Below are 14,060 nucleotides of genomic sequence, written 5' to 3' on the forward strand. Positions count from 1 at the left end.
TTCTTAATTCCCTATTACAAATCACCACCAATAACTAATGACTAATGCCCAATGACCAATGCCCAATGACCAATGCCCCATAATGACCAATGACCAATGACCAATGACCAATGACCAATGACCAATGCCCCATAATGACCAATGACCAATGACCAATGCCCCATAATGACCAATGACTACAGAAAGTTTAGAAATTGCCAAATCTCGTTACGAAACTGGAAAACTTGCCTTTGAAAATGGACAATATCGGGAGGCTGTAGAAAATTTAGAAAAAGCCAGCGTCTTGTTAGCGCGGAATACACGCTTTGCCGGTGAAGTCGATATATGGTTAGTGACAGCTTATGAAGCTATGGGAAGGACAGATGATGCGATCGCACTTTGTCAACAACTTCGTCGTCATCCCCACCACGAAACCAAGAAACAAGCACGGCAGTTAATCTATATTTTACAAGCGCCCAAGCTGCAAAGACCAAAGGAGTGGATGACAGAAATCCCCGATTTGGGTGCAATTTCTGATCACGACTCCAAAAGACTTGTCGCTGTTAAACCTACAAAATCTATCCCTAGACAGAAGTCTGCGGAACCAGAATATGTAGACCTCAGAACAGTCAATACAAGAGATAATAGTTTTATCTGGGTAGCGTTAATTGCTGTTGGTTTAACTATTTCCTATCTAGTTTGGTTAAGTTTTTAAGAGATGATCAAATCATGAATATATCTAATTTACAAAAAATTGTATTATCGTTGATTGAAGCAATTACTTTCAGGTTCATCAAAAACAGACTAAGACCTATTTCTTGGCTTATAGTCTGTGCCTCTTTCATTTTGTCTGGTTGCGTTCAATATGATTTAGGAATAAACTTTAACAATACCAATAACGGTGAAATAGTACAGCATATTCAGTTATCTGAAAAATTAACCAGCTTTAGCGGTGATTATATTTGGGAATGGTTAAATAGTTTAGAGCGTCGAGCGCGAAAATTAGAAGGTTCAGCAAAGCGAATTTCTCCAGAAGAACTGATTGTGAAAATTCCCTTCAGTAACGGTCGAGAATTACAAGAAAAGTTTAGCGGATTTTTCAATTACCGCAGTTCTCAAAATTCTAATCAAGTCCCCCAAGATTCAGAAATACCAACTATTGCTTCCAACTTGCTGGTAGAGGAAAACAATTTTTTCCTCTTATCAAGAAATCATTTGATTTACGATTTAGATTTGCGTTCCCTTTCTGCACTTACCAGCAAAGGAAACGTTTTAGCTGGTACTGCTTCAGTTCTAAATTTAGACTTTAGCTTGCAGACACCCTGGGGAGTTAAAACTATTCAACAAACTGAAGATGCTATCCAACCCCAGAAGCTTGGAAATCAACTAGTTTGGCAACTTAAACCCGGTGAATTAAATCATATAGAAGTAGTTTTCTGGCTTCCTAATATGTTGGGTATTGGTGCTTTGATAATTATTCTGTTTGTTTGGGCTGGCTTTTATCTCAGATATACATTGTTAGAATCAGGATTATAGGATTTGCAGAATTAAAAGATTGTTATTGTCAGAATCAGGATGTCCAGGATTTACAGGATTGTAGCGATTGCAATTTTTCCACTTGACAAGCTGTAAATAATTTTGTACACTTATGTTATAAGTGGAAATCTATGGGTGCATACATATAGGTGTTTGAATTTTCTGAGTTAAGATTTTCGGAACGCAGATAAAAGCAGATTGTTTAAGTGAAGATTCTGAAAATCCAAAATCCCCAACTTTTAACCAACCATCATTAAATAACATCCGGAAAATCCTTAAATCCTGGACATCCTGATTCTGACAGTATACATCCCTTGGATTTTTCTCAAGACTATCATAACATAACCCTGTCAGAAGTCAAGACCCTTGAAATTACGTTGACTCATTCGCAGCTATTCTCAATAATTTGAGGGTAAAAAAGGCTGCTTACACTTTTTTGAGAAAATTGGGTTAAGAATTGTTAAGGTAGCTGACGTTAAGATGCAAAGACGCAAAGAGTTAAAAAAGTTTCCGTAAATTAGGTTAAGCGATCGCACAACTCAAACAATTATGTGTAACTTGTGTGTAAGTCATATCCCTGTTCTGTCAGATTAGGAAAATGCAACATCTGAAAGGTTTACGGGGCTTTGGTTTTGATATTTTATGCAGCAATTTTATTTTTTAATACCTAAAAAAGCGCCAAATCTTGATGAAATAAGAGTTACAAAAGATGGATTTGATTATTGTTTTCCGAGAGTGACAAAACAGGGATATACCAAACAACAAGCAGATACTAATGGGCGTTTTTGGATTCCTGAGTTAGAGCTATTTTTAGGAATTTGGACTGGTGAAAGATTATGTCAAACCATGAACTGGTTGCGGTGGTGGGATAGTGACGGAAATTTGCTGCTGTGGAGTAGTGAACAAGCAGAACAAGAACGTCAACAGGCTGAACAGGAACATCAACGGGCTGAATTATTAGCAGCTAAGTTACGGGAACTAGGAATTGACCCCAATAGTATTTTATGAAATTGTGGTGCGGGACAGACTGCCCGCTAAAAAAATTAAGGAGACAAGCGCTCTATTTTCCAGCTTCCATCATTTAACCGAGTATAAAGCAAACGGTCATGTAACCGGCTAGAACGTCCTTGCCAAAATTCAATTTCTTGGGGAATTACTCGAAACCCTCCCCAATGAGGTGGCCTAGGAACTTCTTGATTTTCATATTTGCGCTGAAATTCTTGTAATTGCCGCTCCAAAACTTCCCTACCAGCAATTACCTCACTTTGATTAGAAGCCCATGCACCTAAGCGACTATTTGCTGGACGCATTTCAAAATATCCATCAGACTCCTCAGGGGAAATCTTCTCTACAGTTCCCACAATTCTGACTTGGCGTTCTAGTTCAGCCCACCAGAACACTAAAGCCGCATGGGGATTTGCTGTTAGTTCTTGTCCTTTGTGACTGTTGTAGTTAGTAAATAAGACAAAACCCCGTTCGTCAAAATCTTTTAGTAGTACCATTCTCGCCGAAGGTTTACCATCTGGTGTGCAGGTAGCCAGAGTCATTGCATTAGGTTCAGGTAATTGTGCGGATGTAGCCTGATTAAACCAAGTTTTAAATTGTATAAATGGATTAAGGTCAATTTGATTTTCACTCAAATCTTGCAAGGTATAGTCTTTGCGAAGGTCAGCTATGCTTTGATCCATAGGGTTTTGGTTCCTTGTTATCAGATAGGCTTATACAATTCTTGGAGAAAAATATCTATCATGGGAATCAGTAACAATGCCAGATTGACAAATTTTCTTTATTTTTCTCAAGATGCGCCGTTTAGCCTCTGTCCAAACTCTGTTAATTTATGGTCTGAGTGGTCCGATTATCGCTCTCAATGTCTGGCTACTGTCTGTGCTATTTCGTTATTTTCAGCATCCAATTACTATTCTCAGTATTGCGGCAATTCTGGCTTTTTTACTCAATTACCCAGTGAAGTTGTTTGAGAGAGTGAGAATTACACGCACTCAGTCAGTGATAATTGTCTTAATTATTACTCTAGCTTTATTGATTATTTTAGGTGTTACCCTCGTACCGATGGTAATTGACCAAACAATCCAACTTTTAAATAAGATTCCTGATTGGTTAGCCTCCAGTCAAGACAATCTCAGTAATTTACAGGTGTTAGCGCGTAAGCGACGTATAAATATTGATTTGAGCCTAGTGACTAATCAAATCAATGCTAATATTCAAAATTTAGTGCAACAGATAGCTTCCGGTGCGGTAGGGTTTGCGGGGACGCTGTTGTCAGGATTATTTAATGTGGTGTTAGTATTTGTGTTGGCGTTTTATATGCTGCTATATGGCGATCGCGTCTGGTCTGGTTTAGTTAATATCTTACCATCTAATATTGGCATCCCTTTCAGTAAATCCTTACAGCTAAATTTTCAGAATTTTTTCCTCAGCCAACTGCTGCTGGCGTTATTCATGGTCATCGCCCTCACGCCAATTTTCCTATTTATGAGAATACCCTTTGCCCTGTTATTTGCGATCATTATTGGTATTTCCGAACTTATTCCTTTTATCGGAGCAGCTTTAGGTATAGGCTTAGTAACATCATTGGTTTTATTACAAAGTTCTTGGTTAGCATTTCCAGTGGCAATGGTAGCAACTATCTTACAACAAATTAAAGATAACCTCTTAGCTCCTAAATTAATGGGTGACTTTATCGGACTTAATCCCCTATGGATTTTTGTCTCTATTTTGATGGGGTTTGAAATTGCTGGTTTGTTGGGAACACTGGTAGCTGTGCCAATTGCTGGTACTATCAAAGGCACATTTGATGCTATCAAAAACGGTAAAAATGGTAATTTCGTATCTAATGTTACTGTTAGCTATGAATCTCCACCTGATACAGATCATTAAAATAATTCGTAATTGGTAATTCTTAATAGTGCTTCCAGTCCCTCTAGGGATACGTAATTTGTAATTTGTAATTTGTAATTAAGTTGAGTCAATACAAACCTTGTCTGTTGAAGGACAAGACAAATCTTAAATCTAAAATTGATGGATGCTGCCGAGCTATTAGAAACCATTACACGTCTGATTGACCAAGCTGAACAAGGGGAAATCGACCCTTGGGATGTACAAGTAATTTCGGTGATTGACCGTTATTTAGAACTAATGGCACCAGAGGCAACAGCCAGAGGCTATGAAGCGGACTTGTCTCAATCTGGACAGGCTTTTTTATCAGCATCAATGCTTGTTTTATTTAAAGCCAACACATTAATGCAATTGTCAACCGTAGATAATACTGAAGAAGACGTTATAGATGATGCAATAATAGAAGGTGAAGATGGGGTATCATATCCCGTTCATCGTTTGCAATTAGAACGACATTTGCGTCGCCGTCCAGCGGCAATGCCACCTGCAAAACGTCGCGTGACTCTACAAGAGCTAGTCAAGCAATTGCAGATTATGGCTAACCAGCTGAAACTGGTAGAGAAGGTCAGCAAGCCTCACCGTCCCAAGCGTCAGCCCAGTATGCGAACCATGCGGGAGGCACTAGAATTAGCTCACCAAGAAAATCTGACAGAAATAGCTGTAGAACTGGAGCAGGTGTTGCATCTATCGGCAAAAGAGCTAAATTTAGAGGAACATTATGTGAATTTAGAACAACTTGTAGAGTTGTGGATACAGACAAAAAAACCAGATAAAAATGGCGATTACCATAACTCAGAAAATAGTCACCTAGTTAGCATTTTTTGGGCATTACTACTGCTGTCGGCTCAATCCAAGGTAGAGCTATTTCAAGAAGAATTTTATCAGGAGATCAAAATTCGCTTACCAACAGGGAACAGGGAATTTCAGATGGGGCTTTAAACCCGTCGCTTTGGGGTAAAGTTAGTGGTGGTTTTCAACCCAGATGGGCAAGTTATCGCGTCCGGTTAAATACTTATGATTAGTGAACCGCACTCTGATGCGGAGAGTTTTTTGAGCAGCAATTAGCGGCACTGGAGATGATAAGAGGTAAGCTTGTTTAAACACGCTATGTATAGAATTTACTGAACTTTTGTATCAGCAAAACCCAGAATCCGATTAAATTTAAAGGATAACTGGTTAATCATCTAGCTATAGCCTTAGTAAAGAACAAAATAAAAACTGATGATTAAGTATCACTCGATGAAAGTAAACTGGCTTGGGGTTGAGGAATAAAATCTTATGAAAGCGATGATTCTCGCAGCAGGTAAAGGTACTCGTGTTCGTCCTATTACTTATACAATTCCCAAACCGATGATTCCCATCCTGCAAAAGCCAGTGATGGAATTTTTACTGGAACTTTTACGCCAACATGGATTTGACGAAATTATGGTCAATGTTAGCCATTTGGCTGAGGAAATAGAAAATTATTTCCGTGATGGTCAGCGGTTTGGCGTGCAGATTGGTTATTCTTTTGAAGGGAAAATTGATGATGACGGTAAACTTGTAGGGGAAGCAATCGGCTCGGCTGGAGGGATGCGACGCATTCAAGACTTTTCGCCATTTTTTGATGATACTTTTGTGGTGTTGTGCGGCGATGCGTTGATTGATTTAGATTTAACTGCGGCGGTAAAGTGGCATAAGTCCAAGGGGGCAATTGCGACTATTATTACGAAGTCTGTCCCCCGCGAAGAAGTCTCTAGCTATGGGGTAGTTGTGACGGATGAAGATAATCGCGTCAAAGCTTTCCAAGAAAAACCCTCTACAGAGGAAGCTCTAAGTACTAATATCAACACAGGTATTTACATTTTTGAGCCAGAGGTGTTTGACTATATTCCTTCTGGGGTAGAGTTTGACATTGGTGGCGAATTGTTCCCAAAACTTGTGGAAATTAATGCGCCTTTCTATGCTATTCCCATGGATTTTGAATGGGTAGATATTGGTAAAGTACCAGATTACTGGCGGGCGATTCGAGGTGTGTTGCTAGGGGAAATCAAAAATGTGCAAATTCCCGGTCATGAAGTAGCTCCTGGTATTTACACTGGTCTAAATGTAGCGGTGAATTGGGACAAGGTGGATATTACAGGCCCAGTTTATATTGGCGGTATGACTAGAATTGAAGATGGAGCGAAAATAATTGGACCGGCGATGATTGGTCCCAATTGCTGGATTTGCAGTGGTGCAACTGTAGACAATAGTGTGATTTTTGAATGGTCACGCTTGGGGCCAGGGGTGCGTTTGGTAGATAAGCTGGTATTTGGACGTTATTGTGTAGATAAAACAGGAGCAGCCATTGATGTCCAAGCTGCGGCTTTAGACTGGCTGATTACTGATGCTCGTCAAACACCACCTTCTGATACTCCCATAGAACGCCAAGCGATCGCGGAATTGTTAGGGACAAATTCTATTTAGTCATTAGTCATTAGTCATTAGTCATTAGTAAATGATTTAATGACTAATGACCTGGGACTACTAACTATTCAAATACGTATATCTTCTGAGACTTTGTTCATAGGTTTGTAACAATCTCTGAGATTCAGCTAGGGTAATGCGCTTTTCTTCCAAGGCTTTCTCACAACGCTGGCGGATGTTTTCTACCATATCCTCTGAGTCGTACTGCACGTAGCTAACTACTTCACTCATGGTATCTCCCTTGACAACGTGTTCAATCTGGTAGCCTTTGGGGGTTAATTGGATATGAACGGCGTTGGTGTCACCAAAGAGGTTGTGTAAATTGCCCATGATTTCCTGGTAAGCTCCATTGAGGAACATTCCCATATAATATGGTTGTCCAGGTACAAATTTGTGCAGTTCTAGAACGGATTTGACATCACGCAAGTCGATAAAACGGTCAATTTTACCATCACTATCACAAGTCAAGTCTGCCAAAATTCCTCGCTGTGTTGGTTCTTCATCTAGCTTATGTATGGGCATAATCGGAAATAGTTGATCAATTGCCCAACAATCAGGTGCTGATTGAAACACGGAGAGATTGATGTAATAGATGGAAGCCATGATTTTTTCTAGGTCTTCCAATTCGTCGGGTACGTATTCCTGCTGTCTGGTGATTTTGAGAATTTTTTGACAACAAGCCCAGTAAAGACGCTCGGCTTTAGCACGTTCTTTGAGGCGCAAAATTCCTAAGTTAAAGCGGCTAATGGCTTCTTCTTTAAATTGTGCAGCGTCGTGGTAAAACTCCTGATAGTTCTCTTGGTTGATGGATTGGTAGGTTTCCCAAAGGTAATTAATAATTGGCGATTCTCCCTCTTGTGGAGGTTCTGGAAGTTCAAGGGGGACATCGCTAGTACTGAGAACATCAAAGATGAGAACAGATTGATGGGAAGCGATCGCTCTGCCACTTTCGCTAATCAGTGTAGGTACGGCTATTTGCCGTTCAGCACAGGTATCTTTTAACTCTGCCACGATATCGTTGGCATAGTTTTGCATATTATAGTTTTTCGAGGCGTAAAAGTTGGTTTGAGAACCGTCATAATCTACACCCAATCCACCACCCACATCCAGATATTTCATATCAGCCCCCAGCATCGCCAACTCTACGTAGATGCGGCTGGCTTCTTGGATGGCATCTTTAATCACATTAATGGCGGAGATTTGTGAACCGATATGGAAGTGCAGCAATTGCAAGCTATCGAGTAAGTCAGCTTCTCGTAACTTATCAACCGCTTCCATTATTTCTGGAATTGTTAATCCAAATTTAGCGCGATCGCCGGTGGAAGTTCCCCAACGTCCCATTCCTTGGGTACTGAGTTTAGCTCGTATCCCCAAAATGGGCTTAATTCCCAATTGACGGTTAGCTGCAATCACCAAATCGACTTCTTCAATCTGTTCTATGACGATAATTGGTGTTTGTCCTAACCTTTGGGATAACATTGCCGTTTCAATGTATTCTCGGTCTTTGTAGCCATTGCAAACTAACAAGGCTCCAGGGGTATCTAGAACAGCCAGAGCAATCATTAATTCTGGCTTAGAACCGGCTTCTAGCCCAAATTGATGTGGTTTGCCAAAACGCACCAAATCTTCAATCAAGTGACGTTCTTGGTTGCATTTAACGGGAAACACACCACGATAAACACCAGGATAATTATAGCGAGCGATCGCTTTAGCAAAACAAGCGTTCAACCGCTCAATCCGATCTTCTAAAATATCGGAAAAGCGAATTAACATGGGAAGTCCCAAATTGCGTTGCTTTAACGCATTGACTAGTTCAAACAAGTCGAGAGAACCACCACGATCTCCCTTGGGAGAAACTGTAACATGACCAGCTGCATTGATGGAAAAATAAGGCTTTCCCCAACCTTCAATTCGATAAAGGTCTTCGCTGTCTTCAATTTTCCAAGTACGAGGTAAATCTTCTGTATTTGTACTCGGTGCTAGCAGTTTTTTGTGTTTCTGGCTTTTTAATTCCGATTTATGCCCGTTGGGAGGCATTTTCACAATCTCATCAGCGGTTGATTCAACACCCATTTCTTCCTGACCTCTGTTTTTCGCCCACGAATTAACAATTTAACTCATTCATCTAGGAACCGATCTACACTCAGTAAGAATTTTTGATTGTTAAGAATCAGTTAAGGAGTTTAAGTATCAGGATGAACGAACAACAGCAGCGAATGTGATTTTTGCCAAATCATTAAATTTTAAGGAATTTGGGCGGCTTCTGTGTTGATGATCAACTGAAGAAATCCTGAACTGATAAACTGCTTAACTCCTGAATTCTATTAGAGTCAAAATCGGAATTTTCTGGCACTACTAGACAAAAGACATCTAAACAACTGACAATTAACGCATAAAAACTTTATTAAGTTTTGGGAGATAGCTTTGGAACGCACATTTTTAGCAATCAAGCCTGATGGTGTACAGCGCGGACTAGTCAGTGAGATTATTGGTCGGTTTGAAACTAAAGGCTTTACCCTCATTGGCTTGAAATTTCAGAAAGTCAGCCGAGAATTAGCTGAACAACACTACGATGTTCACCGGGAAAGACCATTTTTTCCTGGTTTAGTAGAATTTATCACTTCTGGCCCCGTTGTCGCTATGGTCTGGGAAGGTGATGGTGTTATTGCTTCTGCCAGAAAAATCATTGGTGCCACAAACCCTTTAAACGCCGAACCCGGAACGATTCGCGGCGATTTGGGGATTAATGTTGGTCGCAACCTGATCCACGGTTCTGATGCTCCAGAAACGGCACAAAAGGAAATTGCGCTGTGGTTCAAGGATGAAGAATTAGTAACTTGGCAACCTCACTTAACTCCTTGGTTGCATGAGTAATTAGGGATTGGGGAGATGGGGTGACGCGGGGAGTAGGAGACGCGGAGACGCGGAGAGTTTGTTTGATTTGATCAGCAATTCAGTAGAGTAAAACCCTTTTTCTCCCTGCACCCTGCCCCCTGCCCCTTACACCCTACACCCTGCCCCCTGCCCCCTGCCCCCTGCCCCTCTGCCTCTTATACAACTTCGCTCTTTTCTGGCTCCTTGGCCTCTGCGGGTAATGAGATGACTTCGTTGGAAGCAGGTATGGCAGTGCGTTTGGAAAATCCCCAAGCTAAAATAATGGCGATCGCACTAATCATGATCCATTGTGGTGGGACTAAATCATCATTGATGACTCTCAACAACAACCGTAAACCCACAAATGCGACAGTGATATAGCCAGCATCTTCTAAATTTTCATATTCATCTAACCAGCGGATAAATAATCCGGCCATAAATCTGAGGGTGACAATACCAATTGTGGTTCCGGTAATTACCAACCACATTTCTTGAGATACTGCGATCGCTGTTGTCACACTATCTAAGGAAAACGCCAAATCTGTAAAGGCAATCACTGGTATAGCCTGCCACAGAGAATTAAACCGTGGTCCGTGATGATGATTTTCCTCGTCTTCTTGTGATGTAAAGTGTTGGAATACTAGCCACAATAGGTAAGCAGCACCCAATAATTCAAATTGCCAGAATTTTTGTACCCAAGTAGCTGTCAGCAATAAGGTAATTCGGAGTACATAAGCGAAGACTAAACCAATGTTTAGCGCTTGACGTTCTAGTTTTTTGTCTTCTAGTCCTTGGGCAATTGCCGCCAGAGCGATCGCATTATCAGCCGATAACACCGCCTCTAAGAATACCAAGATTAACAGGACTATAGAGGCTTCTACACTGAAATGAAAGTTCAGGTAATTAAAAATTTGGTCTAACATTCCAATTTCTCAAACAGTGAAAATTTAAACTTAACAGGAATAGCTAATTTAATATAGAACAGGCAATAAACTGCTACGTTTATCTATTTTAACGTATTTATGGCACATTCTGAAGGTAGTACATCCATCGAAATCATTGATTTCTGTATAAAAAAATACTGCACTTACTGGCTATAGAACTAGAAACGTAATTTATGCAAAAATGGTGTTATTAACATCTAACGTAAAACTAAACACTCAGACAAATCAAGATGGAAATTAGTAACATTAGATTGCGCTCTCAACAATTACTCGTATTTCTGTCCATAGTGTGTGGAGTTGGTATTGTGAATCCCGATACCGTTTCTTCTCAAACTACTCCTGTAATCCGTATTTTAAGAGTTAATGCTGTTTCTGGTACTAGTTTCAAGCTGCGAGAAAACTGGTTTAAACAATCAAAAGACATAACATCTGACGAAAAATGCCCAGTTAAACGAAATGATAAATTTTTCGTGACTTCTATTAGAAGACAGATTCAAAACGCGCCGACTCGTCCTCAAGGTAACACCGAACGCCTCTCCGACTATTGGGAAGTTACATTTGAAAAACCACTCCCATGTGAACAGAACATTGACAATGTTCAAACTTGGTTTGTCTATAAACAACACGTGCAAGAACTCAGGAGTGTTCTTGTTCCTTAGAGACTTTTAATTCAAAAAAATCTCCAATTTGTAAGGTGCGTTACAGATTTCATCCTATAGCTTGAATGGTGAAGCCATACGCACCCTACAATACTTAATTTTTTTCTCGAACAGGTAAAATTAGACAAATTTTTCTACTAAAAATTAAACCTTGTTGTGAATTGTTATATTTTTTACAAATTTTGCTGGCATTTGCTAATCTAGAATATAGCCATTAAATGTTTTATTTAGTTATTGGGGGTTAGCAATGTCTGTAAAACAACTATCTTTATTTGATGACGAACCAGAATATTTCAATCGGAAAAGAACATGGACGGCTGCCAAACATCGGATCATGCTCAGGTATATACAAGCTTTCTGTTATAACTTAGGTGGTAGCAAACCCTTCCAATCAAAGTATCTTAACTATGTTGATGGTTTTGGAGGAAAAGGTAAATATTATGAAGGAATTGGCATTGAGGACTTTATAGGTAAATCAGATTTTTGGAACAGATATAAAACTGATTTTTTAGATACTGATGGTTCACCTCTTATAGCTCTTAAATTAGTCAAAATATTTGAATTTGAAGAGCGTGTTACATTAAGATGCTTTTTTACTGAAGAAGATAAATAACGTAACCAAAAACTCAATATTAACTGTAGTTTAATAGGTGAGGGATTATCATATAAGATTTATGATTATCAAAGATTTGATAAAGCATTTGAATATTGAATGGGTACGAGATATTAGAGAACAATGTATTGAAGCGAATGTGCCATTTTTCTTTAAACAATGGGGAGGAGTTCAAAAGAAAAAATTTGGTAGAGAACTCGATGGAAGAACATGGGATGAATTTCCAAAATCAGCAGATAGTAAAAATAAAGTATCTGCATTGGCTCTGAAATAAAAAAGTAAGCAAACCAAGAAACTTACAAATATAATCTTTTTTTTCTTGTAATTCAACAAAAATATAAACACTCACGCTACCTTAGATTTTTCCTGAAGTTGGTTTAAAGTATATCTAGCTCTGGTTTTAATAATATTCAATTGGTCAACCTGTGCCAGTAATTTGTCTAAAGTTTCACTTTCTTCATTAGATAATTGATTTTCAGAATTTTTCATTAATAACTTATCTAACTGAATTTGACTTTTAGAAGACAAAGAAGTTTCTGATAAAGCTTGTAATTCATCCAAACTTAAACCAATCAATAATTCAGTATCTGCTGATAGATTGGTTAGCTGTTGGTAAGTTTCCAAATTTAACAACACACCAACTCTATCTCCTTGGGTATTAGTTATATACTGCACTGATTCAGACATAATTTTAGATGTAACTCCAAAAATTAATGTGCTTCATACTTATGATGAGAATCAGGATAGCAGAAGTGAAAGTTCTTCTGACTCCTGACTCCTGACTCCTGACTCCTGACTCCTGACTCCTGACTCCTGACTCCTGACTCCTGACTCCTGACTCCTGACTCCTGATTCCTGACTCCTAAAATCTGCTGTAATATTAATATTACAACAATTTATCCAACAAACTAGTTGCTAAATCAAGTAAATCAATATCATAAATATCAAAATTATCAGCTAAAATATCTCTCACAGCAGATGTTCTTTCATCTTCTCTAGAAATCCTCAGACATTCTTCTAAATTTACTGCTAAATCAAACAGTGGCTTGTCTCCCAAACGATACCTAATCTTCACTGCTACATCATCATTACTAACTAGAAATTCCTTAATAGAATCGAATAAAGAATTAGATATTTCATCATCTCCCCAAGTTTCTAGCCAATCTCCTTCTACATCTTCAACATACAGATGAACAAAATTTAGCCCATATTCTAGCCAGTCTTGCTGCATTCTGCGGGCTGCTGCTAAAATTTCAGCAAATTCATCTACTTGAGTAATGCTGTTCATTTCTTGTTGGTTAACCATAAATGCTGTTGTAAGCAAATAAAAATGTGGGCTAAGACGTAGGTATTAGATATCAAAAATTTGATATCAGGAAAAATTCAGATACTTTCCTTCAGCAAGATGATCACTGTTATACAGCGCCACATTTACTAACTGATTGATAAAATCAATTTCTCCGGGATTGTAACTTAAGAACAATCCTCTTTCTATTTCCCACAATTGCAGTGCATTTTGCCACTTCTCATACTTTTGGCGATGAAATTCTTCACTAACACTAGTAACTTGAATACAAAGTGGTTTTTGTTGATGATTACTGACTATTAAGTCTGTTGCCATAGAAAGGTCGGCAATATAGCGCTGCCAAAAACTCCCTTCACGACGAACAATATCTTGAGCTATTAATTTAATAATATCACCATCAAACTGATTAAACTCTCCCGACATGATTTTTTTCTTCCAAATATAAAATTTGGAATCTGTGGAGTTTATCCACCTAGGAAAAAGGTAGCTATACCAATACCTCTCATTTGGTGTCATTTGGTCGAATTTTGCTTTCCGTGCTGCTTCTGAAGGTAAGGATTGAATGATTAGCCAAATTTTAGAATCCGTAATTACTTCTAGGAGAAAGGCAAGGACAAATGGTTTAGCAGTCAGGGAACCAGGCCGAATAAATTTAACCCAACGATTAATCTCATTTAGTCTTTTCGCTAATTGAGGATCTATCAAAGAGGCTTGCTCGGTCAGTGACTTTAGTTTATCCTTTATCTCTTTTGCTTGCAAACTACGCCCTACTTTTCAGTAACTAAAAA

At 38.9% G+C, this 14,060-nt stretch carries 16 protein-coding genes and 1 pseudogene; 10 read left to right on the forward strand and 7 right to left on the reverse strand.

All coding sequences use genetic code 11. The annotated features are described in order from the left end of the window. Positions 1-21: 21 nt before the first annotated feature. Positions 22-201, reverse strand: a complete 180-nt coding sequence (locus H6G68_RS19045) for a hypothetical protein (protein ID WP_190908086.1) — start codon at positions 199-201, stop codon at positions 22-24. Between H6G68_RS19045 and H6G68_RS19050 the strand changes: the two genes are divergently transcribed. The 3 genes and pseudogenes from H6G68_RS19050 to H6G68_RS19060 all read left to right on the forward strand — a co-directional run. Next, the gene (locus H6G68_RS19050; RefSeq protein ID WP_190908046.1) at positions 173-694 is read left to right on the forward strand and encodes a tetratricopeptide repeat protein; all 522 of its coding nucleotides are present in this window, start codon (positions 173-175) and stop codon (positions 692-694) included. The two genes, H6G68_RS19045 and H6G68_RS19050, sit on opposite strands and share 29 nt — an antisense overlap. 14 nt (positions 695-708) lie before the next feature. Continuing rightward, positions 709-1,515: a DUF3153 domain-containing protein gene (locus H6G68_RS19055; RefSeq protein ID WP_190908047.1), complete on the forward strand. Its 807-nt coding sequence runs from the start codon at positions 709-711 to the stop codon at positions 1,513-1,515. Positions 1,516-2,265: 750 nt separating this feature from the next. Then, positions 2,266-2,523 (forward strand): annotated as a pseudogene (locus H6G68_RS19060) (hypothetical protein); the annotation flags it as partial. A 35-nt stretch (positions 2,524-2,558) separates the two neighbouring features. Here the strand turns inward: H6G68_RS19060 and pdxH are convergent. Next, positions 2,559-3,203, reverse strand: coding sequence for a pyridoxamine 5'-phosphate oxidase (pdxH, locus tag H6G68_RS19065; RefSeq protein ID WP_190908048.1), 645 nt, complete (start codon positions 3,201-3,203; stop codon positions 2,559-2,561). 112 nt (positions 3,204-3,315) lie between these two features. On the opposite strand from pdxH, the gene H6G68_RS19070 reads away from it, so the two are divergent. The 3 genes from H6G68_RS19070 to H6G68_RS19080 all read left to right on the forward strand — a co-directional run bounded on the left by H6G68_RS19070 (position 3,316) and on the right by H6G68_RS19080 (position 6,876). Continuing rightward, positions 3,316-4,410, forward strand: a complete 1,095-nt coding sequence (locus H6G68_RS19070; RefSeq protein WP_190908049.1) for an AI-2E family transporter — start codon at positions 3,316-3,318, stop codon at positions 4,408-4,410. Positions 4,411-4,551: 141 nt separating this feature from the next. Beyond that, positions 4,552-5,367, forward strand: a complete 816-nt coding sequence (locus tag H6G68_RS19075; RefSeq protein ID WP_190908050.1) for a segregation/condensation protein A — start codon at positions 4,552-4,554, stop codon at positions 5,365-5,367. A gap of 339 nt (positions 5,368-5,706) precedes the next feature. After that, positions 5,707-6,876 (forward strand): nucleotidyltransferase family protein, encoded by a 1,170-nt coding sequence (locus tag H6G68_RS19080; protein WP_127054293.1) that lies wholly within the window; start codon positions 5,707-5,709, stop codon positions 6,874-6,876. A 60-nt stretch (positions 6,877-6,936) separates the two neighbouring features. Here H6G68_RS19080 and speA read toward each other — a convergent pair whose 3' ends face one another. After that, entirely contained in the window at positions 6,937-8,949 is a 2,013-nt protein-coding gene (speA, locus tag H6G68_RS19085) for a biosynthetic arginine decarboxylase (RefSeq protein WP_127054295.1), read from the reverse strand. A gap of 351 nt (positions 8,950-9,300) precedes the next feature. Between speA and ndk the strand changes: the two genes are divergently transcribed. Beyond that, entirely contained in the window at positions 9,301-9,750 is a 450-nt protein-coding gene (gene ndk / locus H6G68_RS19090) for a nucleoside-diphosphate kinase (RefSeq protein WP_190908051.1), read from the forward strand. 176 nt (positions 9,751-9,926) lie between these two features. Here the strand turns inward: ndk and H6G68_RS19095 are convergent, their stop codons facing one another. Beyond that, on the reverse strand, positions 9,927-10,673 hold the full coding sequence (locus H6G68_RS19095) for a TerC family protein (RefSeq protein WP_190908052.1): 747 nt from the start codon (positions 10,671-10,673) through the stop codon (positions 9,927-9,929). A gap of 251 nt (positions 10,674-10,924) precedes the next feature. Between H6G68_RS19095 and H6G68_RS19100 the strand changes: the two genes are divergently transcribed. The 3 genes from H6G68_RS19100 (at position 10,925) to H6G68_RS19110 (ending at position 12,240) form a co-directional block, all read left to right on the forward strand. Further along, positions 10,925-11,353 (forward strand): hypothetical protein, encoded by a 429-nt coding sequence (locus H6G68_RS19100; RefSeq protein WP_190908053.1) that lies wholly within the window; start codon positions 10,925-10,927, stop codon positions 11,351-11,353. 247 nt (positions 11,354-11,600) lie between these two features. Continuing rightward, positions 11,601-11,966 (forward strand): class I SAM-dependent methyltransferase, encoded by a 366-nt coding sequence (locus H6G68_RS19105; protein WP_190908054.1) that lies wholly within the window; start codon positions 11,601-11,603, stop codon positions 11,964-11,966. Positions 11,967-12,027: 61 nt separating this feature from the next. After that, positions 12,028-12,240: a DUF5131 family protein gene (locus H6G68_RS19110; protein WP_242045321.1), complete on the forward strand. Its 213-nt coding sequence runs from the start codon at positions 12,028-12,030 to the stop codon at positions 12,238-12,240. Positions 12,241-12,311: 71 nt separating this feature from the next. On the opposite strand, the gene H6G68_RS19115 is transcribed toward H6G68_RS19110, so the two are convergent. The 3 genes from H6G68_RS19115 to H6G68_RS19125 all read right to left on the reverse strand — a co-directional run bounded on the left by H6G68_RS19115 (position 12,312) and on the right by H6G68_RS19125 (position 14,031). Then, entirely contained in the window at positions 12,312-12,653 is a 342-nt protein-coding gene (locus tag H6G68_RS19115) for a hypothetical protein (RefSeq protein ID WP_190908055.1), read from the reverse strand. A 199-nt stretch (positions 12,654-12,852) separates the two neighbouring features. Beyond that, positions 12,853-13,272 carry a hypothetical protein gene (locus H6G68_RS19120; protein ID WP_190908056.1) on the reverse strand — a complete coding sequence of 140 codons (420 nt, stop codon included), beginning with the start codon at positions 13,270-13,272 and terminating at the stop codon, positions 12,853-12,855. A gap of 66 nt (positions 13,273-13,338) precedes the next feature. Continuing rightward, positions 13,339-14,031, reverse strand: a complete 693-nt coding sequence (locus tag H6G68_RS19125) for a hypothetical protein (protein WP_190908057.1) — start codon at positions 14,029-14,031, stop codon at positions 13,339-13,341. Positions 14,032-14,060: the final 29 nt, after the last annotated feature.

The sequence above is a fragment of the Anabaena catenula FACHB-362 genome (assembly GCF_014698735.1).
GTDB lineage: Bacteria > Cyanobacteriota > Cyanobacteriia > Cyanobacteriales > Nostocaceae > Anabaena > Anabaena variabilis_A.